General features: G+C 39.9%; 26 protein-coding genes and 1 other annotated feature. Of the genes, 8 read left to right on the plus strand and 18 right to left on the minus strand.

Annotated features, from left to right (window positions below):
• Positions 1-112: 112 nt before the first annotated feature.
• Positions 113-703 carry a phosphatidylglycerophosphatase A family protein gene (locus AB5N96_RS12605; RefSeq protein WP_204588895.1) on the minus strand — a complete coding sequence of 197 codons (591 nt, stop codon included), beginning with the start codon at positions 701-703 and terminating at the stop codon, positions 113-115.
• An 87-nt stretch (positions 704-790) separates the two neighbouring features.
• Between AB5N96_RS12605 and AB5N96_RS12610 the strand changes: the two genes are divergently transcribed.
• Genes AB5N96_RS12610 through AB5N96_RS12620 form a run of 3 tightly spaced genes read left to right on the plus strand, consistent with a single transcriptional unit; the run spans position 791 to position 2511 of the window.
• On the plus strand, positions 791-1510 hold the full coding sequence (locus tag AB5N96_RS12610) for an alpha/beta hydrolase (protein WP_204588894.1): 720 nt from the start codon (positions 791-793) through the stop codon (positions 1508-1510).
• 53 nt (positions 1511-1563) lie between these two features.
• The gene (locus AB5N96_RS12615) at positions 1564-2076 is read left to right on the plus strand and encodes a 2'-5' RNA ligase family protein (protein WP_204588893.1); all 513 of its coding nucleotides are present in this window, start codon (positions 1564-1566) and stop codon (positions 2074-2076) included.
• A 3-nt stretch (positions 2077-2079) separates the two neighbouring features.
• The gene (locus AB5N96_RS12620; RefSeq protein ID WP_204588892.1) at positions 2080-2511 is read left to right on the plus strand and encodes a GNAT family N-acetyltransferase; all 432 of its coding nucleotides are present in this window, start codon (positions 2080-2082) and stop codon (positions 2509-2511) included.
• Between the two features lie 432 nt (positions 2512-2943).
• Here AB5N96_RS12620 and mgtE read toward each other — a convergent pair whose 3' ends face one another.
• Genes mgtE through AB5N96_RS12645 form a run of 5 tightly spaced genes read right to left on the minus strand, consistent with a single transcriptional unit; the run spans position 2944 to position 7082 of the window.
• Positions 2944-4314 carry a magnesium transporter gene (mgtE, locus tag AB5N96_RS12625; protein WP_204588891.1) on the minus strand — a complete coding sequence of 457 codons (1371 nt, stop codon included), beginning with the start codon at positions 4312-4314 and terminating at the stop codon, positions 2944-2946.
• Complete coding sequence (locus tag AB5N96_RS12630) at positions 4311-5222, minus strand: RluA family pseudouridine synthase (protein WP_239584740.1); 912 nt, start codon at positions 5220-5222, stop codon at positions 4311-4313. Before AB5N96_RS12630 ends, mgtE begins: the two co-directional genes overlap by 4 nt.
• Positions 5212-6018: an NAD kinase gene (locus AB5N96_RS12635; protein WP_204588889.1), complete on the minus strand. Its 807-nt coding sequence runs from the start codon at positions 6016-6018 to the stop codon at positions 5212-5214. The genes AB5N96_RS12630 and AB5N96_RS12635 overlap by 11 nt, the downstream gene beginning before the upstream one ends.
• The gene (gene yjbM / locus AB5N96_RS12640; protein ID WP_204588888.1) at positions 6015-6686 is read right to left on the minus strand and encodes a GTP diphosphokinase; all 672 of its coding nucleotides are present in this window, start codon (positions 6684-6686) and stop codon (positions 6015-6017) included. Before yjbM ends, AB5N96_RS12635 begins: the two co-directional genes overlap by 4 nt.
• 15 nt (positions 6687-6701) lie before the next feature.
• Complete coding sequence (locus tag AB5N96_RS12645) at positions 6702-7082, minus strand: UPF0738 family protein (protein ID WP_204588887.1); 381 nt, start codon at positions 7080-7082, stop codon at positions 6702-6704.
• Positions 7083-7166: 84 nt separating this feature from the next.
• On the opposite strand from AB5N96_RS12645, the gene AB5N96_RS12650 reads away from it, so the two are divergent.
• From AB5N96_RS12650 to AB5N96_RS12660, 3 genes are all read left to right on the plus strand, one after another.
• Positions 7167-7715 carry a CYTH domain-containing protein gene (locus tag AB5N96_RS12650; RefSeq protein ID WP_204588886.1) on the plus strand — a complete coding sequence of 183 codons (549 nt, stop codon included), beginning with the start codon at positions 7167-7169 and terminating at the stop codon, positions 7713-7715.
• 65 nt (positions 7716-7780) lie between these two features.
• Complete coding sequence (locus AB5N96_RS12655; RefSeq protein WP_204588885.1) at positions 7781-8179, plus strand: globin domain-containing protein; 399 nt, start codon at positions 7781-7783, stop codon at positions 8177-8179.
• The gene (locus tag AB5N96_RS12660; RefSeq protein ID WP_338032413.1) at positions 8176-8988 is read left to right on the plus strand and encodes a DsbA family protein; all 813 of its coding nucleotides are present in this window, start codon (positions 8176-8178) and stop codon (positions 8986-8988) included. The genes AB5N96_RS12655 and AB5N96_RS12660 overlap by 4 nt, the downstream gene beginning before the upstream one ends.
• A 215-nt stretch (positions 8989-9203) precedes the next feature.
• Here the strand turns inward: AB5N96_RS12660 and pepF are convergent, their stop codons facing one another.
• The 5 genes from pepF to AB5N96_RS12685 form a co-directional block, all read right to left on the minus strand.
• Positions 9204-11015, minus strand: a complete 1812-nt coding sequence (pepF, locus tag AB5N96_RS12665; protein ID WP_204588884.1) for an oligoendopeptidase F — start codon at positions 11013-11015, stop codon at positions 9204-9206.
• 621 nt (positions 11016-11636) lie between these two features.
• Positions 11637-12173, minus strand: a complete 537-nt coding sequence (locus AB5N96_RS12670; RefSeq protein ID WP_499705699.1) for a competence protein CoiA — start codon at positions 12171-12173, stop codon at positions 11637-11639.
• A 69-nt stretch (positions 12174-12242) separates the two neighbouring features.
• Positions 12243-12875, minus strand: a complete 633-nt coding sequence (gene mecA, locus AB5N96_RS12675; protein ID WP_204588882.1) for an adaptor protein MecA — start codon at positions 12873-12875, stop codon at positions 12243-12245.
• A gap of 143 nt (positions 12876-13018) precedes the next feature.
• Positions 13019-13414 carry a transcriptional regulator SpxA gene (spxA, locus tag AB5N96_RS12680; protein WP_133079788.1) on the minus strand — a complete coding sequence of 132 codons (396 nt, stop codon included), beginning with the start codon at positions 13412-13414 and terminating at the stop codon, positions 13019-13021.
• 408 nt (positions 13415-13822) lie between these two features.
• A complete protein-coding gene (locus AB5N96_RS12685; protein ID WP_239584739.1) occupies positions 13823-15031 on the minus strand; it encodes a putative glycoside hydrolase in 1209 nt (402 codons plus the stop codon).
• A gap of 107 nt (positions 15032-15138) precedes the next feature.
• Positions 15139-15341 (plus strand) — a binding site (T-box leader).
• A gap of 47 nt (positions 15342-15388) precedes the next feature.
• Here AB5N96_RS12685 and trpS point away from each other — a divergent pair.
• Complete coding sequence (gene trpS, locus AB5N96_RS12690) at positions 15389-16378, plus strand: tryptophan--tRNA ligase (RefSeq protein WP_204588881.1); 990 nt, start codon at positions 15389-15391, stop codon at positions 16376-16378.
• A gap of 243 nt (positions 16379-16621) precedes the next feature.
• On the opposite strand, the gene AB5N96_RS12695 is transcribed toward trpS, so the two are convergent.
• The 7 genes from AB5N96_RS12695 to AB5N96_RS12725 all read right to left on the minus strand — a co-directional run bounded on the left by AB5N96_RS12695 (position 16622) and on the right by AB5N96_RS12725 (position 24925).
• Positions 16622-18445, minus strand: coding sequence for an oligopeptide ABC transporter substrate-binding protein (locus AB5N96_RS12695; protein WP_204588880.1), 1824 nt, complete (start codon positions 18443-18445; stop codon positions 16622-16624).
• Between the two features lie 54 nt (positions 18446-18499).
• Positions 18500-19408 (minus strand): ABC transporter permease, encoded by a 909-nt coding sequence (locus AB5N96_RS12700; protein WP_204588879.1) that lies wholly within the window; start codon positions 19406-19408, stop codon positions 18500-18502.
• Positions 19409-19438: 30 nt separating this feature from the next.
• A complete protein-coding gene (gene opp4B / locus AB5N96_RS12705; protein WP_204588878.1) occupies positions 19439-20401 on the minus strand; it encodes an oligopeptide ABC transporter permease in 963 nt (320 codons plus the stop codon).
• A gap of 2 nt (positions 20402-20403) precedes the next feature.
• Entirely contained in the window at positions 20404-21351 is a 948-nt protein-coding gene (locus AB5N96_RS12710) for an ABC transporter ATP-binding protein (protein WP_204588877.1), read from the minus strand.
• A complete protein-coding gene (locus AB5N96_RS12715; protein WP_204588876.1) occupies positions 21348-22367 on the minus strand; it encodes an ABC transporter ATP-binding protein in 1020 nt (339 codons plus the stop codon). The genes AB5N96_RS12710 and AB5N96_RS12715 overlap by 4 nt, the downstream gene beginning before the upstream one ends.
• A gap of 370 nt (positions 22368-22737) precedes the next feature.
• Entirely contained in the window at positions 22738-23970 is a 1233-nt protein-coding gene (fabF, locus tag AB5N96_RS12720; RefSeq protein WP_204588875.1) for a beta-ketoacyl-ACP synthase II, read from the minus strand.
• A gap of 19 nt (positions 23971-23989) precedes the next feature.
• Positions 23990-24925 carry a beta-ketoacyl-ACP synthase III gene (locus tag AB5N96_RS12725; RefSeq protein WP_392456045.1) on the minus strand — a complete coding sequence of 312 codons (936 nt, stop codon included), beginning with the start codon at positions 24923-24925 and terminating at the stop codon, positions 23990-23992.
• A gap of 173 nt (positions 24926-25098) precedes the next feature.
• On the opposite strand from AB5N96_RS12725, the gene AB5N96_RS12730 reads away from it, so the two are divergent.
• Positions 25099-25284 (plus strand): YjzD family protein, encoded by a 186-nt coding sequence (locus AB5N96_RS12730; protein ID WP_204588873.1) that lies wholly within the window; start codon positions 25099-25101, stop codon positions 25282-25284.
• Positions 25285-25320: the final 36 nt, after the last annotated feature.

Genomic DNA, 25320 nt, shown 5'->3' on the forward strand with positions numbered 1-25320 from the left:
CGCAGGAGCCCGCGACGAGGAAGCTCTCGCAGCGCCCACGGAAAGCAGCCCCGTAGTGGAGCTCAACGTCTCACTTTGCACTATTTCTGAACAGTCGGCTCCACATCTAAATCTAAGTTGTAGCCCCATCAATTTTTGATTCTGGCGCTGTCTCTTCTGGTGTGATATCACGGAACGTCTCATTTTGTTCCTCAAGATCACGCGTTCTATGTGCAATTCGAGAAGCCGCGCTTGCTGCTACACCTGCTGCTAAATCGTCTAAAAATGTGTGAACTTGCTCCCCTGCTTTTGTATCAAGCTGAGAGATGATTCCAATTTTATTTTTATCCAAATGGCCGAAAGTCGTTACAGCGATACTTCCGTATGTGAAGACAGAACCTAGAGCAATCGTTTCATCTACTCCAAACAACCCTTCATCGCTTTCGACGATTGATTGTAGCGGTTCAGACAACATTTTCTTTTCCGCTAGTTCGTCCAATTCAATCCCTACTAAAATGGCATGTTGCATTTCACGCTTTTTTAAAACCGATTTGACCGATTCTTCGCAGTGTTCCATAGTAAATCCATCATTATATGGGAGTTGCATTTCATAGACGATTTTCGCAATATCCTCAATTGTCACGCCTCGACGATTTAATGCATCTTTCGTTGCTTGGTAGACCGTGTCGGAATGGACACGTGTGCGTTGTGAATTTGAATCCATAATTCTAACCTCCTAATTGTTCATCCATTATACTATTTTGTGAGGATTTGATACAATTTGAATACAACGTACGAATGGAGTGAGACGATGGAAAGAGGAAAAATCGAAGAAAGATCACTATATAGCGAAGCACTCCAACAAGAAGTGTCGCTACTAGTCTATCTTCCAGCTACTTATTCACCTTTATATAAATATTCACTATTGATAGCTTCAGACGGGAAAGATTACTTTCAGCTAGGCCGTATTTCTCGTGTAGTCGATGAATTATTGCATGAAGAAGAAATTGAAAACTTGATTGTTGTAGGCGTTCCTTATGAAAACGTAAAAGATCGACGGTCGAAATACCATCCAAATGGTGATCAAAACAAAGCTTACATGAGATTTCTGGCACAGGAGCTTGTACCTTATTTGGATGAACAGTTTCCAACCTATCAAATTGGCATGGGTAGAGGATTAATTGGTGATTCATTAGCAGCAACGGTCTCCTTAATGACGGCATGTTCATATCCCCATACATTCGGAAAAGTAATTCTGCACTCTCCTTATGTAAACGATGCTGTTTTAGAAACTGTGAAAAATACTTCGGCGACTCATTTCAGCATTGATCATGTAATCGGTCTTGATGAAACAGCTGTTGCTACAGGTGATGGTGTCGAAAAGAACTTTTTAGAAGACAACCGCGAATTATCAACACTATTTGAAGACAAAGGATTCACCTATCGTTATGAAGAACAATCTGGTGGACATACATGGAAGACATGGCAAAAAGATATGAATCGGGCAATCTTGATGAATTATACGAAATAGACAAATTATTTGGTATACTAATAAAAGAACCATAAGATATGGAGGGATCGACTATGAAATTCGGTATCGTTGCATTTCCATCAAAAGCAGTTCAAGATTTTGCGAATTCATATCGAAAGCGATATGACCCACATTATGCGTTGATCACACCGCATATGACTTTAAAAGGCGTATTTGAAGCAGATGATCAAGAAATTAAAACAATTGCAGCTAAAGTGGCTAAGGTGGCTGCTTCTCAAAAACCATTTAAATTAAATACTACGGGTATCAGCTCTTTCGCTCCTGTAACCAACGCCATCTATTTCAAAGTGGAACCAACGGAAGAATTAGTATCGTTGCATAAGAAATTAACGGAAGTGGACTACCAAGATTCTGAGCAATATGCTTTTGTGCCTCATATTACAATTGCTCAAAAAATGACGTCTAGTGAACATGACGATATCTATCCACAACTTAAAATGATTGGTGCAAAGTTTGAAGAAGTCATTGATCGAATTCATTTGTTGTATCAATTGGATGATGGTTCTTGGACGGTTCACGAAACTTTCCGCTTAAGTGGAGAATAATTCATGATTGTTGCTCACAAAGTTCAGTCAAAAAAACACTATGAAGATGCACTTTCTGTGCGTAGAACAGTTTTTATCGAAGAGCAAGCTGTTCCGCCGGATTTAGAAGTAGATGAGTTCGAAGACAGTGCTGTTCATTTTGTGGCTTATGATGAATTGCGCCCTATAGGTGCAGGTAGATTTCGTTTATTACCAGATGCTATCGCGAAAGTTGAACGCATATGCGTATTGCCAGACTATCGCGGGAAACATATCGGGAATTCGCTAATGGATGAAATTGAAAAAGAAGCGAAATTGCAAGGGTGCCGTCAGTTAAAGTTGAACTCTCAGACTTCTGCGATTCCTTTCTATGAAAAACGCCACTATACCATTTCATCTCCAGAATTTATGGATGCCGGTATTCCCCACAAAACGATGATAAAAGAAATCGATTAAAAAAAGTAGGTACTCCTCGGTTATTTCGAGTGAGCGCCTACTTTTTTGTGTGCTAAATTTGAAAATAGTTTCCATAATATAACTTCGGTAGAACAAATATGGATTTGGGTAGAATAAATCTCAGTTTCGGTAGAAGAAAGTATGTTTTCGGTAGAAGAACGACCGCTCAGTTCGCAAACAAAAAACCGGCATACACCCAAATTGGTGTATGCCGGCGTTCTCCACATCTAAAAAGAAATCGAGTTGCGCCTCCTAGAAATCCCGCAAGAAGCCATCGCAACCCATGAAGCAGAGAGCGCTTCACGGGCCACGCTGTCATCTTGCACTATTTCTGAACAGTCGGCTCCACATCTTAAAGTAAAGTTGAGTGGAATGGAGGGGTTGACTCCAGTGGGATCAAAGTCTGCCGTGAGATCCCGCAGGAGCCTTTTTTTATAGTCCTGGAATAAATGTCGTTGCTAGACCCAAATATATTAAAATACTAATAATATCATTGATTGTTGTAATGAATGGACCAGAGGCAACGGCTGGGTCAATCTTCATGCGGTGAATCAACAGCGGAATAAAAGAGCCTGCGATTGTAGCAACTAAGATTGAAGATGAGATTGCTGCTCCTACAAGTAGCCCAATCAAAATATCCCCTTTCCAGAAATACACTAACAACACGACAACAATTCCACTGATTACACCCGTAATCAAGCCAGTCCCCGCTTCCCGGAATAACAACTTTAATTTTGATTGTTCTTCAATATCACCTGTCGCAATACCTCGAACCGCAACGGCCAGAGCTTGTGTCCCACTATTACCAGCCATTCCAGCAATTAATGGAATAAAAACAGCAAGCAGGGCAACTTGATCTAAAGTCGCTTCAAACATACCGATAATATTTGCAGTAAACATCCCTAAAAACAAAAGAATTATAAGCCAAGGTAAGCGTTTTTTGGCAGCTTGTAATGGATTTTTATCAAACGTGTCCATATCTGAAACAGCCGCTAACTTCGAGTAGTCATCCGATGCTTCTTCATCTAAAACATCAATAATATCATCGACTGTGATAATTCCTAATAAGTAACCACGATGATCGACGACTGGTAGTGCAAGGAAGTCATAATCTTTCATCATTCGCGCGACTTCTTCTTGGTCTTCTGTGACCGGCACACTTACAACTCGTTCGTTGGCAATGTCTTTGATTAACGTATCTTCATCTGAAATAATCAAATCACGTAGCGAAATAACTCCCGTTAAAAAATGGTCATCATTCACGACGAACAAGTAATAAATCGTCTCAGCGTCTGGAGCTTCTCTTCGTAAGATTGTCATGGCCGATCGGACGGTAGACGATTCAGGAATCGCAACGTATTCCGTTGTCATGATAGAACCGGCCGTATATTCATCGTAGTGGAGTAAATCTTTAATTTCTTGTGCGGATTCCGCATCCATCATACTTAAATAGCTTACAACTTGCTCTTTATCCAGTTCATTTAACACGTCAACGGCATTATCGGCATACATGTGAGACAGCATGTCAGCAGCATAGGAAGGTTCCATCTCTTCAAGCAACTCTTGATAGTCGTCATCATCAAAATTGTTGGCCTCGAAAATTTCTGCTACTTCTTCTGGTGATAGAAAATGAAAAATTTGTTTGCGAATTTCTGGATCGACTTTATCAAAAAATACAGATTGGTCATAGGGGTGCAAATCCATAAATTCATCGCGAAATAAATCAATCTGATCGTTTTGTAAGTAATCGAGTAGCCGTTGTTGTTGAAGTTCTAGCACTTGTTCTTTTGTTTCTTCATTCATAACACATGTCCCCTTTCGAGTATGTGGGTAAAGTCATCGGGCAGAGGACATTCGATGACGAAATCAGTTCTCGTTATTGGATGTGTAAACGATAGTGAGTGAGCATGAAGAGCATGGCGCGGAATGAGCCGTAGGGACCCTCCATACAAATCATCACCAGCTAGAGGACATCCAATATGGGCCATATGAACGCGAATCTGGTGCGTTCTCCCGGTCCACAAATAGAGTTCTACATACGCATAATCTTGAGTTTCAACTCGAAATGTACGAATGAAATCATAGCTTGTACGTGCTGTTTTTCCATCATCTGAAATACAGCGCTTAATGATGGAGTGATCTTCTCGCCCAATCTTAGCCGTAATCTCTCCTGAAAGTGGAATAGGAATTCCTTCCACTACTGCGCGATAGCGTTTTTGAATAGCTCCACGCTGCATTGCCTCACTCAACAGATGATGGGCATGACGATGCTTGGCGATTAGCACAAGACCCGTCGTATCTTTATCTAGACGAGTGACCATATGGACTGTAGTTTTGTAATTTTGTTGTTTGTAATACCCCGCAATACGATTCGCCAGTGAATCGTTTGGATGATCTTTTGAAGGAATGGCGGGTAAACCGGATGGCTTGTTTACAATCAAAATGTGATCATCCTCGTAAAGAATGGTAAGCTCTTTTTGTACCGGAATGAGTCCGTCGCTCAGCTCTTCTTCAGGGAAAATGACTTCAATTTGATCACCATCACGGATGATTGTTCGCACTGTTTTCTCTTCGCCATTCACTACTAGCTTTCCTCCACTATATTTGATGGCAGTCAAAGCACGTTTTGAAATGCCGTGCATTTTTATTACTTCCCGCAAGTAGGTATCTTCGCCTGCGTGGAGGAACTGATAGCTAAAATTAGTCTTCATGATCCGCATCGATAAAGGAATCGTGGACTCTCTTCCAAAACGGGAAAGGACGGAAACGGGCGAAACGTACTTTCTCGTCTGCCACACGGTAACTGATAGAAGATACGTCTTTATGAAGCAATTGAAGATGGTCAACAGTCACCATGAAATCAACGGCTTTCACTGGTTTAAGTGTGCATGTATGGTGTTTTGGCAAGACGAGCGGTGAGCCGACTGTACGGAACACTCGGTTGTTAATCGAAGCAATTTCCGATAACTGAATCGCTTCTAAAGAGGGATGCACAATGGCTCCCCCTAAAGCTTTATTGTATGCAGTAGAACCGGATGGTGTGGACATACAAAGACCATCTCCGCGGAATGTCTCAAAGTGCATTTCGTTTAAAAACACATCCATCACTAGCGTCACATCTGGTGATTTCACAGTGGACTCGTTTAATGCCAAATACGTGGCAGGGTCTTCACTGGACTGGTAGTCGACCGTCACTTCAAGAAGGGGGTATTCGATAAATTTAAATTCTTCTTTTGCGATACTGATAACCAGCTTTTCAATTTCTGTAGGCTTCCAATCTGCATAAAAGCCAAGATGTCCTGTGTGAAGCCCAACGAAGGCGACTTGTGATGAGCTAGAGCGGTATTTATGGAAAGCGTGAAGCAATGTACCATCTCCACCAATGGATAACACGATATCTGGTTGATTTTCATCATACTCTAGTTCAAAGCTTTTCAAGTAGCGCATGGCCGTGTCACGTAGTTCGTTTGACAAAGCGTCGCCTCTTGACTGTATGGCAAACTTCATTCTGACTCCTCCCTCTTCCGCTCTTTCCAGCCTAGCGTGGACTGTTCTTTGTATTCTGTAAAGTAAACTTGCGCCTCTTGAATTTCATTTCGTATCAAGGACATTTCTTCATCTAATCGAAATGCCGCTTCTGCTGCCGATTGAAGACGACTTTTTATATTTTCAGGGAAGTCCCCTTTGTATTTGTAGTTTAATGAATGCTCTATAGATGCCCAAAAGTTCATAGCAAGAGTTCGAATTTGAATCTCTGCAAGTATCTTTTGTTCTCCATGCATTGTTTGAACAGGATATTCAACAATCAGGTGATAGGATCTGTACCCACTTTGCTTTTTGTTTGAAATATAATCCCGTTCTTCTACGACTCGCATGTCATGTCGTTTACTAATCAATTCTACAACATGTTCAATGTCATCTACGAATTGACACATTAACCGAACACCTGCAATGTCTGGGATCTCAGCCGCAAGTTGCTCGGACGGAACAAACGGGATGCGCTTTTCTAATGTTTTGTCATATATACTTGCGAGCGGTTTCAAGCGACCTGTCACAAATTCGATTGGTGAGGTGGCATTATGTACCGTATAATGTGCGCGTATTCCTTTTAATTTTACCTTCAATTCATTAACCGCTTGTTTATAAGGGTCTAGAAATTGCTCCCATTGTCCCACGCGTCACACCCCCCTCTAGTTTTGTTGTACGTAAAATTGTTGAAATGTCTTTTCAACTTCCTCTACAAAGCGATGACCATAATTTTCATTTCCTTCAATTGAATACAAGAGAGATGTCAGCTCTTCAAAAAAGTGAGTGAGCTCTATTGTAAACTCTCCATTGGTTACAAAAACAGGAGCGGGTTCTTTGCTGACTAAACTTAGCGCTCCCCAGTCTTTATGGTCGAAGTGCAAATAGCAGTATTCGTCCCCTGCTTCTAATAAGTATACAAAACTCATACGATCTGTATCTGTTATCATGCGCCCACTTGCTGAATGGCTCGCAGTTAAATAATCGGTAGTTACTGTCCATTTAGATTGTTCATGCATAACTGCTAATACGTTTAGTGTTTCCAATTCAAACACCCTTTCTGCTTACTATAGGCTTATTTTAGCATACTCTATGAAACTAGCGGTATAATGGTTGTAAGAGGTGATCAAATGGAAATGCATAACGAAATTGAATTTAAAACGATGCTGACGGAACAGGAGTATACGCATTTACTTAGCTCTTATTCGTTCACATCTTACACTCAATTCAATGACTATTTGGACACAACAACCGGCAGCTTTTCAAAGCAAAAAAAGGGCCTCCGTATCCGGACAAAAAATGGTCAGTATGAAGTAACTGTAAAAACGCCAACTACTGAACTCGAAACACTCGAACAGAACTGGTCCCTATCTAAAAAGCAATACGAAGAATTTAAGCAGACAGGAGACTTATCGTATCTTCACGAACAATTTTCAGAACCGTTACAATCAATCGGATCTATGGAGACACTGCGCCATGAAATGCCTTATAAGAGTGGCGTCATCATGGTCGACTTTTCCAAATTTCTACATACACACGATTATGAGCTTGAATTTGAAGTGCCTGTCATTCAAGACGGAGAGCGTGAATTTCATGCGTTTTTACAAGAACATTCTATTCCTTATCGACCTGCAAAAAAGAAGCTAGTTCGCATGAAAGAAGCTATGACTAGGGTCTAATGTTTGAGAAAACAGTACTAGGTTGGTAGAATAGACAGACAGTACTAATAAAAGGAGTTTCACCAATGACCAACAAACCGATACTTCCCTATGACCAAATTGGGGCTGAAAAATTGTCTCAACTGATTGATGTTTTTTATGGATATGTCGGTCAACATCCATTATTGAAACCCATTTTTCCAGATGATCTGACTGAGACGGCAAGAAAACAAAAACAATTTATGACCCAATACCTTGGTGGCCCAGATTTATATACAAATGAGCATGGACACCCTATGATGCGTATGCGCCACAATCCATTCCCGATTACACCTGAACGTGCTGAAGCATGGCTACTGTGTATGGAGAGAGCAATGGATGATGTCGGCCTTGAAGGACCTTTTCGTGACCAATATTATAAGAGACTCGTTTTGACTGCACATCATATGGTCAATACACCAAGTGATAAGGAGGATGTGCTGTGACAAAATCTCAGCCAAATTTCGAGCAGACTGCTACAAGTTGTATGCAACGCCCGCTTGAAATTTATGCATTTCTCGATCCTTTGTGCCCAGATTCCTGGCGTTTTCAATTGACGCTCAAACGTTTACAAATTGATTATGGTCATTATTTTAGTCTTCGTGTGATTTTAAGCACCAATCTATCGAAGCTGAATTCAGGAAATGTTTGCACGGCCCCTATCCAATCTGACCAGCCAATCATGGAAATTGAACATCCTGTTCTTCCAAGCATTGCTGTAAAAGCTGCAGAATTTCAGGGAAAACGTGTAGCTAACCGATTTTTATCGAACTTACAAGAAGCTTATTTTGTATACAGACAAAATGTAAATTCGCTAACTACGCTAAAAGGAATTGCACAAGACTCTGCAATTGATGTAAAAGAATTTTTACAAGATATTCGGTCTACTGAATGTGCAAAATCGTTTCAAAGTGATCTTTCCATCTCTTGTGAAATGGAAATCGATCAATTTCCATCCATTGTTGTCTTTAATGAAAACATCGAAGACGAAGGCATTAAAATTTCCGGCACTTATTCCTATGAAATTTATGAGCACATCTTATCGGAACTTGTAGGAGATTCTATTACCAAACAAGATCCTCCAGAAGTAGAAAACTTATTAGACCAATTTATATCGCTATCTTCTAAAGAGATTGCTATATATTACAATATGCATGAGAAACAAGTAGAATATGAGATGAAAAAGAAATATCTTCAACGTGAAGTCGATCGTGTAGTAGTTGGAGGTATTACGAAGTGGAAATCATTAAAATAGGAAAAAGACCTTGTTCAACCTACCGTTGACAAGGTCTTTTTCTACTTACAAAGGGGATGGGAGAAATGTTCACGTTAAACAAAGGGGTGTATGTTTTATGTGAATTATTTCACATCCTTAATTTATCATGGTTGTCCGTACATTTCAATCGATGTGAAGGGTATTTCACAATATCGTCAAAATGAAAACCCTTTCTTGTAGAAAGGGTCTCTTTTTTACTGATTTGCAAGCAATTTTTCAAGCTCACTTAATTTTTCTTCAAATACTTTACATGCATCTTCAACAGCTTTTGAACTAGTCATATCTACTCCAGCAGCTTTTAATACTTCAATTGGATAATCTGATGATCCAGCTTTTAAGAAGTTATTGATATAACGATCGACTGCGGGTTGGCCTTCTTCAAGAATTTGCTTGCTCAGTGCAGTTGCAGCACTAAGGCCTGTCGCGTACTGGTAAACATAATAGTTGTAGTAGAAATGAGGAATTCTAGCCCATTCTAAGCCGATTTCTTCATCTACCACCATATCGTCTCCAAAATATTTCTTGTTAAGGGCATAATACTCTTCTGTCAGTTTCTCCGCTGTTAACGGAACGCCCTGTTGATCCAACTCATGGATAAGGTGCTCGAATTCAGCAAACATCGTTTGACGGAAGATTGTCCCACGGAATCCTTCCAACCAGTGGTTCAACAAGTAAATCTTTTTCTTCGGATCATCTATTGTCTTTAATAAGTAATCATTCAATAGTGCTTCATTAGTTGTAGAAGCCACTTCTGCCACAAAGATAGAATAATCTCCATATGCATAAGGTTGCTCTTGACGTGAGTAATAGGAATGCATGCTATGCCCAAACTCATGCGCAAGTGTGAACAGGTTATTCACGTTATTTTGCCAGTTCATCAAAATGTAAGGGTTCGTCCCATATGCACCTGATGAGTATGCACCAGACCGCTTTCCTTTTGTCTCTTCTACGTCCACCCAGCGATCTTTAAGACCTTGTTTGACGATAGACACATAGTCCTCACCAAGTGGCGCAAAACTCTCTACCATCGTTTGTGCGGCTTCTTCATAGCTGTACTCCATTTCAACTTCTTTTACAAGAGGTGCAAACAGGTCATACATATGCAACTCGTCTAACCCCATTACTTGCTTGCGAAGTTTTACATAGCGGTGCAACAAATGCACATTGTCATTGATTGTCGATACTAAATTGTCATAAACAGTCTCTGGAATATGATTACTTGCCATAGCAGCAGCGCGAGCATTTTTATAATTTCGAATAGACGCTTGAACGTTATCGCCTTTAATGTTGCCTGAAAGGATTGAAGCAAATGTATTTTTGAACTGGCCATAAGTGGCATACATCGCTTTAAACGCCTCTTCACGCACTCGTTGATCTTTACTTTCTAAAAAGCGCATGTAGCGACCATGTGTCAGTTGAACTTCCTTACCGTTTTCATCTTTGACCACTGGGAATTCGAGGTCTGCATTGTTTAGCTTCCCAAAAGTATCTGCCGAGGCAGCACTAACTTCTGCAAATTTTGAAACTAGCTCTTCTTGTTCTTTCGATAAAACATGTGGACGTTGCTTTGCAATTTCATCAAGTAGCTGTTTGTATAGCTGCAACTCTTCGTGTTCTTGCAAATACTGCGCCACTTTTTCATCGGACAATTCAAGAAGCTCAGGAACAAAATAAGAGAGTGCTGTCAATACTTTTACATATAGCGATTTAATACGGCTCTCCATAGCCTGTGATGAGTTGTTTGCTGTGTCCTCATCATGACGCATGTGCGCGTATGTGTAGAGGATGCGTAAGCGCATAGATAACTCGTCTCGATACGTAAGTGCATCGAATAGTTTATCTGCTCCATCACTAAGCGTCCCTTGGAAAGACGTAGCTTTTTCAGCCAAAGTAGATACTGCTTTATATTCGGCTTCCCACTCTTCGTTTGTTGCAAAAATATCTTCAAGTTTCCATGTTTTTTCAACAGGGACATCTTTTCTAAGTAAAACGTTTGATTCTGACATTTGCTGTTCCCTCCTTAGCATACTTTCCTATTTTCTCAATCTTTTGAACGTTTTGCAACTATCTGAAAACTATACCATTGCGAAATATAGCAGGTTTTACTGGATGATTTAGAAAATGGCCGGTGTGGCAAATGATTTGCTTTTAGAAAGGATGAATAGGTTTCTATTAATTGAAGATTCCTTGTCGTGTGCAACGTGTGATCAGATAAACTAAATAAAAAATCATCAGCTGTTCCCTCTCTACATGTCACTAAGAAATTGACATACGCAAACTGCCAGTAGATATCTGGTCCAAGTGAATGAGGAAGCATACATGGGAGACCAATATAAGTAGGGAAAGTTGCTTCTGTTTTTCTCCATTTGGTGATCAAGAAATGAAAACGTTTATCTTTTGAAAACGAAAATAAGAATGCCTCCCTTCTCATCTTTTCATAATTCTTTTTTAACAAATAGAGTACTTTTTGAGGTTTTGGTTGTATCACCTTTGGTTGACTAATATAAGAAAGCGGGGAATTCCCTTGGAGTTCTATCCGTTCACAAACAGCATAGTCTCCTGTATAGAATTCATACAAAATTAGTTGATGAAGTGTGGCGGTTTTTACACAAAGAAACGTTATCGATTTACTTCCATTTACTTCCATTCATGTGTGTAAAAATGCCGGCTTGAAGAAATTTTGAGAGTTTAACGTAGGAGAAATCTGTGAGGTTTTTGGGAAGAAAATCTGCGTGTAAAATCCATCGGCACTGATAGCCAAGCGAAAGATACCCTGCTGTGCGCAATTGTAATTGTTCAGCTGAGATTTTACTACACTGGAATTCAAAGATCATGGGGATTGGAGATTGTAGACAGACATCTGCTCGTTGAACAATTGTAGGGATGTAGAATTCAAGGTGGACGTCATGAAAATGGGTGCGTAATGCAGAATAAATAAGGGACTTACCTGTGAGGTGATTTTGAGTTTCACGTTGTGAAGCAGCACTGTTCGTGCATGATACATCATGTGCAAAGTGTGCGACTTTTACCGATCCTCTTTTTAATGTTAGGCGCTGCTCACACTCCGGGCAATAATACTCTCTCCTTGGTAGCTGATGAATAGCTTGTTGCGACATTTCATAAAGGCATATAATTGAGCCTTCTGAAGTGATTGCAGTAAACATAAATCCTCTCCTTTCATGTACTGCTCACACTATAGCACATCCAAAAGAAAAAACCTCCTAAAAAGGAGGTTAAAAGTGTTTGGATAGTTGCTTGAATACGTCTTCTTCTAAAATCGTTTTAGCATATTCTTCTAGAACATGAATTGTTACAGATGCAACTGAAGCATATTCGACTACAATGCTTTCAAGATTTAATTTGTATTCATCCACATCATCTTCATTGAAAGTTAATGCCAAATAGTAGTGCCCTTCATAGAAAAATAACTTTGAAGACAATAGTTCATCTTGTAAGCGTCTTGCTAGTGGGAGTAGATCATCAAATTCTGCGAATCGATAGAGTACGGATTGTCCCTTATCATAAAGCTCTTCATCAGAAAGTAAATCCTGATCAAATAGGTTTTCTGACTCACCCATCAATTTTGCAAGGGGTGCTGGATAATCTGCCGGTTTACCGTCTTGTGCAATATCTGGTTTTGTAACGACGACTTCAATACCTTTATCTACAGCATGTACTTGAATCCATAATGGACCTTCAAAATCAAAAGGATTGATTTCTTCAACTTCATCCATCATTTCCCAGAAAAGTTGTTCACTTTTCTCTCTGCTAAACCAAATCTCATCTGGGTTGAATCCACGTTCTTCAATGTCGATGTATGAAATGTAAATTTTCAAAGTAGTGTCATTAATACGTTCGTAATTCATTCTACACATCTCCTCTCTGGTTCAACCGCGTCCTGCTTATTTCTATTGTATGACGAATAGCTTTGAATTGAAAGTGTTCCGCTTGATGAAAAAGGTACAAAGAAGGAGTTGATCGACTAGCAATCAACTCCTTTCATCTTTGATTAGTTTACCATGCGTTGTGCTTCTAGCAACTGATAAGCACGCACTTTGCGTGGTAAAAATCGTCTGATTTCATCTTCATTATAGCCAACCTGTAAGCGTTTCTCATCGATAATAATTGGACGACGTAAAAGTCCAGGATGATCTTTGATCAACTCATAAAGGCGTTGAAGTGGTAAACTGTCCAAATCAACATTTAATTTTTGGAAGATTTTCGAACGTGTCGAAATAATTTCGTCTGTTCCATCCTCAGTCATTCGAAGAATCTCCTTAATCTCAGCTATCGTTAAAGGTTCGGAGAAAATATTGCGCTCTGTATATGGAATTTCATGTTCCTCCAACCATGCCTTTGCTTTGCGGCAAGACGTACAGCTTGGAGATGTATAGAGGGTCACCATCATCTGATTACACGCCCTTTCAGAAATTTATAAGTGTGTTACATTCTTTAAATTAGAATAACTCTAAATAACAACTTGTAGTTTTAGTATACATCAATTTTCTTTGATTTTAAACCCTAAATTTAAAATAATTTTATGTACTAATTGTGACTACACATAGTTACAAGGTGTAGTACTAGTTTACCCAGCATAAGCTAATTATAAACATAATTCGTCTTACTAAATTGAAAAAATCATTCTCATTTAGAGCTGATCCATTGAAAATTGCTGTTCTATATATAGTAGTACGCATAAATAACACAAAAGGTTGCATAAAATATAAAATATTTGATTGATAAATTTGAAAAACCAGCAGTTACTCTAGATAGTCTAGAGAACTACTGGCAATTGTTTACTCTTTTCGCATTACTATGGAGTGTAATCTACATTAGGTGTATACGAGTTACCTGCGTTCCATAATAGAAATTCATCAATTCCTGCCTCGTTCAATGCACGAATTTGATCTTCTACTTCCTGTTTGCCATACACTTTATAATTCCCTGCACCTAAATACGAAGCGGTGAAATCTTGGATCCACGGCCTTGAAGTCGGAGGATTTTCTAATTCCGCAAGTTTTGCATTTTCAACTTTCGCATACTCTTGCACTAAACGGTAAGGCTCTAAATCTGGTTTCGCAATACCAAAATACGATGTCCAGTGGCTTGGATAAATCATAGATGAAATAACATCCACGTTATCGGAGATTTTAGAGAAATTTTGACCGATTCCAGGTGCTTCCGGTAATGTTGCAGAATAACCAAATATATCTACTGAAACTTCTACATCATAAGGCTTCAGTTTCTCCCGTGCATATGCAACAAAGTCGGTTACTGCTTGTACCCTGCTCTGAACGTCATCTAAACCAGATGTAGCATAATCTCCTTGAGAATAGTTCAAACTTTCCCAACGATTCTCAAACCCCTCTGGAAAACGAACATAATCAAATTGAATTTCTTTATACCCCATCTCAGCAGCTTCAATCGCTATTTCCACATTATAATCCCATACTTCTTGTAAGAATGGGTTTACAAACGCTTCCCCACGGCGATTCTTCCATACAGACGAACCTTCTTGGAATGACCATTCCGGTTTACGTTCTGCAAGTTCCGTATCTTTGAATACTACTACTCGTGCAATCGGATAGATTTGCTTCTCTTCCATAATTTCAAGAACGCCTCTCATATCCTTCACAAACGGTTTTCCAATGTCGTAGGCAGCGAGTGGGCTATCTTCTTCTGGTATGTACGTTAAATTGCCAAAATCATCTTTGACATCAATCACCATCGCGTTAAGGTCTGTTGAGTCAAGAAGGTCAACAAGACGTGAAAAGCGTTCTCCACCTGCTGAGTGGCCTGTGACATAAATTCCTCGAACAGCATCTGGATAGTCAAAAGTTAAACCTGATGAAAATCGAAATAACGCAGAAGCTTCTAAAACTTCTTCATCAATCGTTGAATATGTAAATTGTTTTCCCATGAAAGGTTCTCTTTCATCCTCAGCAAACGTGGATGACGGTGCTAAAAGGCTAGTTGTTAATAGAACACTGGTCGCAAGAGCTATCATTCGATACGATCTCATGTATACATCTTCCTTTCTATGTTAAGTGTACCAATTGTTTTACTGTGTGAAAAGACTGAATATAGACATTGCATGACTGTTCGAAGTAAGCTATACTTTTGTCAAATAACTATGCGATGATGAAGAAGAGTACTTTAGATCCTAAACTTCAGAGAGGCTGTGGGTGGTGTGAGCAGCTGTTTAGACTAAACGAATGGGCTTCAGAGCTGATGTATAATCCGGTTCACCCCGTTAGCAGTGACAAAGCGACCATAGAATCTCTATGGTAATTTGGGTGGTACCGCGGATTTAAGCATCATTCGTCCCTATTTAGGGAGAATGGTGCTTTTATTTATGGAAAAAAAGGAGCGAATCAGTATGAAACGAATTTTTTCAGGAGTACAACCAACCGGAACTGTAACATTAGGGAATTACATCGGCGCGTTCCGACAGTTTATTGACTTGCAAAATGAATATGACTGTATCTTTTGCGTCGTTGACCAACATGCCATAACCGTACAACAAGATCCTAAAGAATTAAGAGACAATATACGCTCACTAGCTGCCCTTTATTTGGCTGTTGGACTTGACCCAGACAAAGTGACTTTATTTATTCAATCAGAGGTACCAGCGCACGCGCAAGCTGGTTGGATCATGCAATGCATCTCAAGCATCGGTGAACTTGAGCGCATGACACAATTTAAAGACAAGTCAGCAGGTAAAGAAGCTGTCTCTGCATCTTTGTTAACATACCCACCACTGATGGCAGCAGATATCTTATTGTATAAGACAGATATAGTTCCCGTTGGTGATGACCAAAAACAACACATCGAGTTGACACGGGATCTTGCAGAGAGATTCAATAAACGGTATAAAAAAGTGCTAAAATTACCTGAAATTCAGTTACCTAAACATGGTGCACGAATTAAATCACTACAAGAACCCACTCGGAAGATGAGTAAATCGGATGAAAATCAGAAAGCTACTATGCGGTTACTGGATACACCTAAGCAAATTGAGAAAAAGATTAAGAGTGCTGTAACAGATTCTGAAGGCAAAGTATATTATGACGTAGAAAACAAACCAGGAGTGTCAAACTTACTAGCAATTGAGGCATCTCTCTCTGGTACATCAATTGACCAGGTCGTAGAAAAGTATCAAGACAGCCAGTACGGAGAATTTAAAGCAGGTGTTGCGAAAGTAGTCATAGATCATCTTGCACCGATTCAAGAGCGCTACCACGCACTTATTGAGTCAACTGAACTTGATGAAATTTTAGATAAAGGTGCTGAAAAGGCTAATCGTATTGCTATCGCTACTCTTCGGGAGATGGAGAATGCGATGGGCTTAGGGCGAATGAGAGTATAAGTATAAATAGAAGACAACCGATAAGCAGCTTGAACTCAAGTGATAAAAAAATCATTTCGAGAACAAGCTGTTTTTTTAATCCTATCGTTATGTAATTTGTCATTAGAAGAAGCTGTGCAAGAAGAAATACCGCTATGAAATAACAACTACAAAACAGAAAAAACCACATAGTATTCCCCTTTCCTTTCACTATATGAAAAAAAGACCCTTTACAGAAGAATCTGTAAAGGGTCTTGGCGTGAATTATTTCACTGGAGCATCAGCAGTAAGTTCGATGTCGATTAAATCGAAATCTGTTTCATAGCTGAAGTCATAGTTTTTAACGCGATCGTTAATTGGAAGTAACTCATATCGGAACTGCATTGGGATTACAGCAGAAACTTCATGCATGTATTCTTGCCACTCACGGAATTTACTTGCACGGAAATCAGCATCAAGAGCTTCTACAGAGTCGATAGCTTGTAGTAAGCCTTCTAGCTCTTCAGACGTATAACGGCTGAAGTTGTAAACTGCAGTTTCAGAATATAATCCTGATGGAGATGGGTTTGTACCAGTACCCCATGCACCCATGAAGATATCGATTTCTGGATCGTCAGCTTGTACTTTGTCGTAGAATGTGTTGAACTCGATTAGACGACCAGTTGCAAGTTGCACATCAAGACCAACTTCTTGCCAGTTTTGTAGGTAGTAGTTGATTACTTGTTCTTGAGTCTCGTCACCAGACATAGCTGCTAACATGATTTCAAGTTTTTCACCGTTTGGATCTTCACGTAGTCCGTCGCCGTCTACGTCTTCGTAACCAGCGTCATCAAGAATTTGGTTCGCCATTTCTGGGTCATACACGTATCCTTCAAGTGATGGATCGTGGAATGAAGCAAATACTGGTGGAATTAGAGAATTCGCACGCTCACGAAGACCGAAGTAGAATACTTCAGATACTTGTTCGATATCTAATGCGTAACCCATAGCTTTACGAAGCTCTATGTCACCCATTTTTGAACCTTCAATATCAGTTTCAACTAAGTTTGTATCGTAGTTGAATTTCCCAAGCTTGAAACCAAGGTACGAGTAGTAAAGTTCTTCACGACCAAGAAGAGTAATGTTTTCAAGGTCTTTTACATTTTCATAAGCACTTGTTGGGAATGACATAGCTAAGTCATACTCACCAGTCTCCATTGCTTTTGCAGCAGATGCTGATGGTACAGTTTGGATGACAACGCCATCTAACTTCGCTTCGCCAGCCCAGTAATTTTCGTTACGGACGAATGATACAGACTCACCAGGTACGATGCGATCAAATTTGAATGCACCAAGTGTAACTGGGTTTACGCGAACTGCTTCAGACTCTAAAAGCTCTGCTACAGGAATATCACCAACGATGTGGCTTGGCTCTGCGTATGTCCAAAGACCATCTCCACCTGAGTAGATAGCTGGAGATACTTTGTTGAATTGAATTTCTACAGTTTTCTCGTCAACGATTGTAATACCAGAGATTGTATCAGCTTCACCAGCATTGTACTCAACAGCACCTACGATATTTTGGAAATCAGCATCGTAACGTACACCAGCATAATCTGGGTGACCGATGATCAAGTATGGTTGCACGATGTCTTCAGCTTTTAACGGTTCGCCATCAGACCATAATGTATCTTGATTGATTGTGATTGTTGCTTTGTTGTTGTCTCCATCAACTTCGATAGAAGCAATTCCATCGTTTGTCAATAAGAAGTCACCATCAGTTTTGAAAAGTGAGTTACTTGACCAAGAAAGAATATCTGCATCATATGCATCTTCATATAATGTATAAGAGAAGATTCCTTGGAATGGTGAATCATTTACTAATGCAACCTTTAAAGTACCACCTTCAATTGCGTCACCTTCGTTTTCAAGTACAGTTGGGAATAAATCTTCAGTAGATTCTGCGCCCTCTTCAGTGCCTTCTTCAGTACCTTCTTCAGAAGTACCTGGCTCTTCGCTTGGAGTTGCTTCTTCTTCGTTGTTACATGCTGCTAAGAACAACATGAATGCAACTAGCAACGCAAGTATAGCTAAAAGCTTCTTATTCATTCGTTTTCCTCCTTTTTATACTCTCTTTTTATATCAAACGATGTACGTTTAATATCACCCTAAGCGCTGACGCGCATCTGCCGAACGGCGTATTGCCTGTCCAACATAGTTAATTGCCAACATTAGTAATAAAATTAATAATGAAGCTGGCAACCAGTTCCACCATGCATTTTCTAAAATAAATGGATCATTAGCATACGCAACGAGCGTCCCAAGAGATGGTGTTGATGGTGGCAACCCAAATCCTAGATACGATAATCCTGTCTCAAGACCAACATTTCCAGCAAAGTTTAACGTCATTTCAACAATTAGAATGGACGATAAGTTCGGCATCATTTCTTTAAAAATAATGACAGAGTCACTTGTTCCCATTGTTTTAGAGGCGTTGATATAATCGCGGCGACTTTCTGTTAAAGCTTTACTACGTACGAGACGTGCAGTTCCTACCCACAAGAAGACACTCATGATTAGAACGAAAGTTACTACTGTATATTTTGGAACGATAGAAATGAATACAATAATGATCATCAATGATGGAATCGTAATGAAGAAATCAATGATTCGCATGAAGATGTTATCAATCCATCCACCGAAATACCCTGTGATTAAACCAATTGCTATACCAACAATACCAGTAATCAAAGTTACTGAGATGGCAATTGTAATCGAATTACGCGCTCCAATAATGAGTTGGCCTAATATATCTCGGCCTCCTTTATCTGCGCCTAGCCAAAAGTCACTACCTGGTGGTGCCATTTGATCTCGTAAACTGATTCGCATCAACTGCGTTTGATCAATCATAAATGACCAAATATAAATTGTAGTAATCAAAACAATTAAGAAAATCAATGATGTCATTGCTAGTTTATCTTTAGAAAACTCACGCCAGATTACTTGAAATCCAGTAGGTGGCGCGGCTGCAGGTGTTTTTTTCTCTACATCAATAGTCTGTTTTTCAGCCATCGTTCGAATCCTCCTTTTCCATTATGTTTGTCAATCAATCCGGATACGTGGGTCAACAATACTCATGATGATATCGGATAGTAGACTTCCCAATAATGTTAAGAATCCGAAAAGCAATACCAGTGTTGTAATTACACTATAGTCACGACCGTTGATTGCCTGTACAAACAATTGGCCCATTCCTTGGTAACCGAAAATCGTTTCAATGAAGATCGATCCACCTAAAAGGTTTGTTATTGTAAATCCAAGGAATGCTGCGATTGGTAACAATGAGTTACGGAAGATGTGTCGTGAATAAACTTTATTATTTGGAATACCTTTTGCTCGCGCAGTGCGAACATAATCCATTGTTTTGGAGTCAATGATTTCCGTACGTAGATACTGAATGACACCCGTTGTTCCTAATACTGCGAAGACCATCGCTGGTAACAGTAAGTGATAAATCTTACTTAGTACATATCCAAAGGTTCCAGGGTCAGCACCTATACTAACTGTACCACTTGTCGGGAACCAACCTAGTTCGTATCCGAAGAAGAATACTGAGATTAAACCGAGTACAAATGTTGGAATCGCATAAACGATAAAGCTGTAGAATACGATTGATTTATCAAGAATAGTATCTTGATAGCGCCCCGCCAGTACCCCTAGAGGAATAGCTAATAGATACAATAGGCCAACACTCACTAACGATAACCAGAACGTATTAAGTGCTCGTGCACCAATCAGTGTTGAAACTGGTTGGTTAAACGTATAAGAACGCCCAAAGTCTCCTTGGAAGGCATTCCCCATCCAATTAATATATTGGATGTACCACGGATCATAAAAACCAGCCGCTTGGCGCAGTTGCTCAACACGAGCCGGATCTGTTTCAGGTGTGATCAAACCAGTAAAGGGATCACCAGGCATGAATTTTGCCATGATGAAGATTAATAAACTTAGTACAAACAACTGAGGAATCATGACGAGAAATCGTCGTACTACCGTTTTCCACATAGTTAGTTGCCCCCCTGTTCTGCTGCTGTCATCGCCACTTGGTGCGTGTCAGAGATTGGGCGTAAATCAAATACTCGACCATTTTCATCGAAATATTTTTTGTTTTCTGTATGATAGTTCGCTTCCACACGTTGGCGCTCAATTTTACGCTCATCGCGTGTAGAAGGATCAATGTTTGGAATTGCAGATAATAAACGTTTCGTATAGATGTGTTGTGGGTCCCCGTATATTTCATCACGAGTTCCTGTTTCTACGAATCGACCTTTATACATGATGTTGATTTCGTCACACATATGTTTAACGACACCAAGGTCGTGAGAGATAAACAAATAAGTAAGACCTAGTTCTTGTTGGATATCTTTCATGAAGTTCAGTACTTGCGCTTGAACAGAGAGGTCAAGTGCTGATACTGGCTCATCTGCAATAATTAATTTAGGGTTTGTCGCAATTGCACGGGCAATTCCGATACGTTGCTTCTGACCACCTGAGAATTCATGTGGGTACTTCAACTTCACATCTTCAGGCATCCCGACGATAGCAAGCAGTTCGTTAATACGACGACGTTCCTCATCAGGCGATAATTTTAAGAAGTTACGAATTGGTTCAGCTAAAATTTCTGATACACGTTTACGTGGATTTAAGCTAGAATGTGCATCTTGGAAAATCATTTGAATGTCACGATTGTAGGCAGAATTACGTTGTCTGCGAGAGTTCGTTACATCTTTACCTTCATAGATGATTTTTCCAGAAGTAATTTTTTCTAATCCGATAATAGACTTTCCAGTTGTGGATTTCCCACAGCCCGATTCGCCTACTAGACCATATGTCTTGCCTTGTTCAAATTCCATGTTAATGCCGTCAACAGCAAGAACGTGATCTTGAATGGTGTTAAAGAATCCTCCGCGAATCGGATAGTGTACACGAAGGTCTTGTATCTGCATGAAACTCATTCGATGATACCTCCCATTTCCTCTTCACTCTGGAAGTAAAAATGTTGCCAGCAGGTACATCTCACAAAGTGTCCTGGTGCAATCTCATGAAGCTTTGGATCTGCTTCGTGTGCTTCGGCTGGAATCCACGGGATACGTGGAGCAAAACGACAGCCTTCACGCGGTAAGTTAATTAGAGAAGGGACAAGTCCTTGAATGACTTGCAGTCTATCTTCTGTACTGTGCGCTTGTGGTATTGAGTTTAATAAAGAACGTGTATATGGATGCTTTGGATTATTGAACAATTCATTTACTGGTGCTTCTTCAATTACTTGACCTGCATACATAACCGCTACACGGTGAGCGACTTCAGCTACTACACCAAGGTCATGTGTGATCAAGATAATACCAGCGCCAGTTTCTTTCTGTAATTCAATCAAAAGATCTAGAATCTGTGCTTGTATCGTTACGTCTAATGCAGTTGTAGGCTCATCCGCAATAATAATAGATGGCTTACATGCGATTGCGATTGCGATAATAACACGTTGACGCATACCACCAGACAACTGGTGTGGGAATTGACGAGCAGTACGAGTAGGATTTGGAATTCCAACTTGTGCAAGCAATTCAAGTACGCGTGCTTTGCGTTGTTCTTGCGTTAAATCCGTGTGGTAAATCAAGCTTTCTTCGATTTGATCCCCGATTCGCATTAACGGATTCAATGCTGAAAGCGGATCTTGGAAAATCATGCCGATATCATTTCCACGAACTTTGTTCATTTTTTCATCTGAAAGAGCGGCTAAGTTTAAGTCTTTAAATTTAATTTCACCGATTACACGGGTCTTGTTGGAGTTATGTAGTCCAATGATTGAAGTGGCAAGTGTGCTTTTCCCACATCCTGACTCTCCTACAATTGCAAGAATTTCATTTTTACGAAGTGTTAGGGAAACTCCATCCACTGCGTTGTAATATTTATCCTTGATGCTGAAGCCCGTATGTAAATCTGAGATGGTTAATAGTTCTGATGCGTTATTCAACCTACTGCTCCTCTCAAGTTTCACTAAGATGTTTTTACTAAGTTGATATTTCAAAGTTTCTATTTTTCAGTTAATTGTTCACCTAGATGTAAATTCTATTACAGAATTATTACAGTGACAATAAGTTTTTTGGCTCATTTCATAATTTCGAGCATTCTAGTTATTTAGAAAACTTTGTAAACCTTAGAGAGACAAGGGTTTGCGCAAAATACAATATTGGGAAAATTTTTTTAAGAAATGAGTAATGATTCATTCCATATGCGCCTTATGGCATAGTGTAATGATTTAGCGCTACAACTCACTAAAGTATTGTAGAATTAAACAAAGCTGCTGATAAATTATCAGCAGCTTTTATTATTTCGCAATATAATTAATATTTTTTCAAAACTAAACTTGCATTGTGACCACCAAATCCAAGTGAATTTGAAATGGCTGCATAAACTGTTTTCTCACGTGCTTCATTTGGGATATAATCCAAATCTAATTCAGGATCTGGAGATTGTAAATTTATTGTAGGAGGAAGAATTCCTTCTTTGAGAGCTAACGCCGTAAAAATCGCTTCCACCCCTCCTGCTGCACCTAATAAATGACCAGTCATTGATTTTGTAGAGCTTATTGCTAGCTTATGCGCATGGTGACCAAATACAGATTTGATAGCTTGTGTTTCAAATAAGTCATTGTAAGGCGTGCTTGTACCATGTGCATTAATGTACCCTACTTCATCAAGAGACACCTGCGCATCATTTATCGCTTGTTTCATTGCTCTAGCGGCACCCTCGCCTTCAGGTGCTGGAGCTGTAATGTGATGTGCATCTCCAGTTGAGCCGTACCCAGCAACTTCAGCATAAATCTTTGCTCCACGTGCAAGTGCATGCTCTAATTCTTCTAAAATGACTATTCCTGCACCTTCTCCGATAACAAAACCGTCACGGTTCGAATCAAATGGACGTGAAGCTGTAGAAGGGTCTGGATTCGTAGTCAGAGCGGTATTTGCACAGAATCCTGCCACTGCCATATTGGTGATAGGTGCCTCTGCTCCACCTGTAATCATAATGTCCGCATCTCCACGCTGGATAACTTTAAACGCATCTCCTATAGAGTTTGTTCCAGACGCACAAGCTGTCACAGAACAGGAATTGATTCCTTTTGCACCAAAATAAATTGACACTTGACCTGAAGCCATATCCGGGATCATCATCGGTACGAAAAACGGACTTACACGTCGAACACCTTTGTCTAAAAACGTCCGGAATTGACTTTCATATGTTTCCATCCCACCGATTCCAGAGCCGATCCAGACACCTGTTCGTAGCCCAGTACTTTCATCTAGCTCCAAATTTGCATCTCTCATTGCTTCTATAGAAGCGGCAAGTGCATAATGTGTGAAGCGGTCCATCTTGCGAGCTTCTTTCTTTTCAATAAAGTCTTCTATAGAGAAGCCTTTTACCTCTGCAGCTACTTTTGCAGGAAATTGATCTGCATCTAGTCGTGTAAGTGGTCCGACTCCAGATCTACCAGCCTTAATCCCTTCCCACGTTTCAACTGCTGTATTTCCAAGAGGCGTCACGGCACCTATTCCTGTAATTACTACTCGTCTACCCAATTCAATCCCTCATTTCAAGTTATTTTCCCCAACGCAATGCAATGGCGCCCCAAGTTAAACCGCCACCAAAACCTACCATGACGACGACATCTCCATCTTTGATTTTGCCTTGTTTTAGTTCATAGTCAAGCGATAGAGGTATGGAAGCCGCAGAAGTGTTTCCATACAAATGAATAGTTTTGGACATCTTCTCTTCCGGTAAATCTAATCGTTCTCGAGCAGCTTCCATAATACGAATGTTTGCTTGGTGTGGAATCAAGAAATCAACATCCTCTTTTGTGAGTCCTGCTTTCTCAATCACATTGACTGCTGACTCACCCATTTGACGAACTGCAAATTTAAATACTTCACGTCCGTTCATTTGAATATGGTCACCTTGTTGAGATAAATGTTTGCCTCCACTTCCATCCGAACCAAGTTCGAATGATAAAACTCCGTTCCCTTCTGTAACTGGCCCAAGGACGACCGCTCCAGCCCCATCTCCAAACAGAACTGCTGTCGTGCGATCTTCCCAATTTATAATCTTAGATAGCTTTTCAACGCCTACAATCAAAACATGTTTATAGACATTTGTTTGAATGAACTGAGAACCTGTAATTAATGCATACATAAATCCAGCACAAGCAGCTGACACATCCATGGAAGCAGCCTTTGTAGCACCTAGTCGGTGTTGTAACATGTTTGCAACCGTTGGAAATGGCTGATCAGGAGTTACTGTAGCCACTAAAATTAAATCAATGTCTGTAGCTTCGACTTGGGCGTTCTGTAATGCTTTCCGTGCTGCTTCATATGCAATATCCGAAGTATCTTGTGACTCATCTGCCAGATGTCGTGCCTCTATTCCTGTCCGTGATTTGATCCATTCGTCTGACGTTTCCATTCGTTCGGCCAAGTCATCATTTGTGACTCGGTTTTCTGGAACGTAGGATCCAATTCCCCATATGCCTACACCCATTTTGTCATCCTCTTTTCTTTACTATCTATTATTAGCACCTGGTCATAATCATATCGAAATCGTGAACATTTATCAACACTCTGCTGATGTTTAGGATGTTTTTTAGGTTTTTCATACATTCGGGAAATAATTTGTGGTATGATTCAAGAAGAAAATTGACTGAGGTGACGACTATGCAATACGTAACAGTTCTCTTTTGGTCACTAATTTTAGTGACAATGTTAAATTATGTAGTAAGCGCTGTAATTAATGTAGACTTCGTTTTGTCGAATGGTCTTATTATGGGTGTTGTCATGGCAGTAGCTATCATTTTAATTGATGCTTTGCTTCCGAAGATGCCTAAAAATGCTCATCATTAATTGGTGATGTGGTTAGAAAATAAAAACAGTATTTTC

The sequence above is a fragment of the Chryseomicrobium imtechense genome (assembly GCF_041475995.1).
Classification (GTDB): domain Bacteria; phylum Bacillota; class Bacilli; order Bacillales_A; family Planococcaceae; genus Chryseomicrobium; species Chryseomicrobium aureum.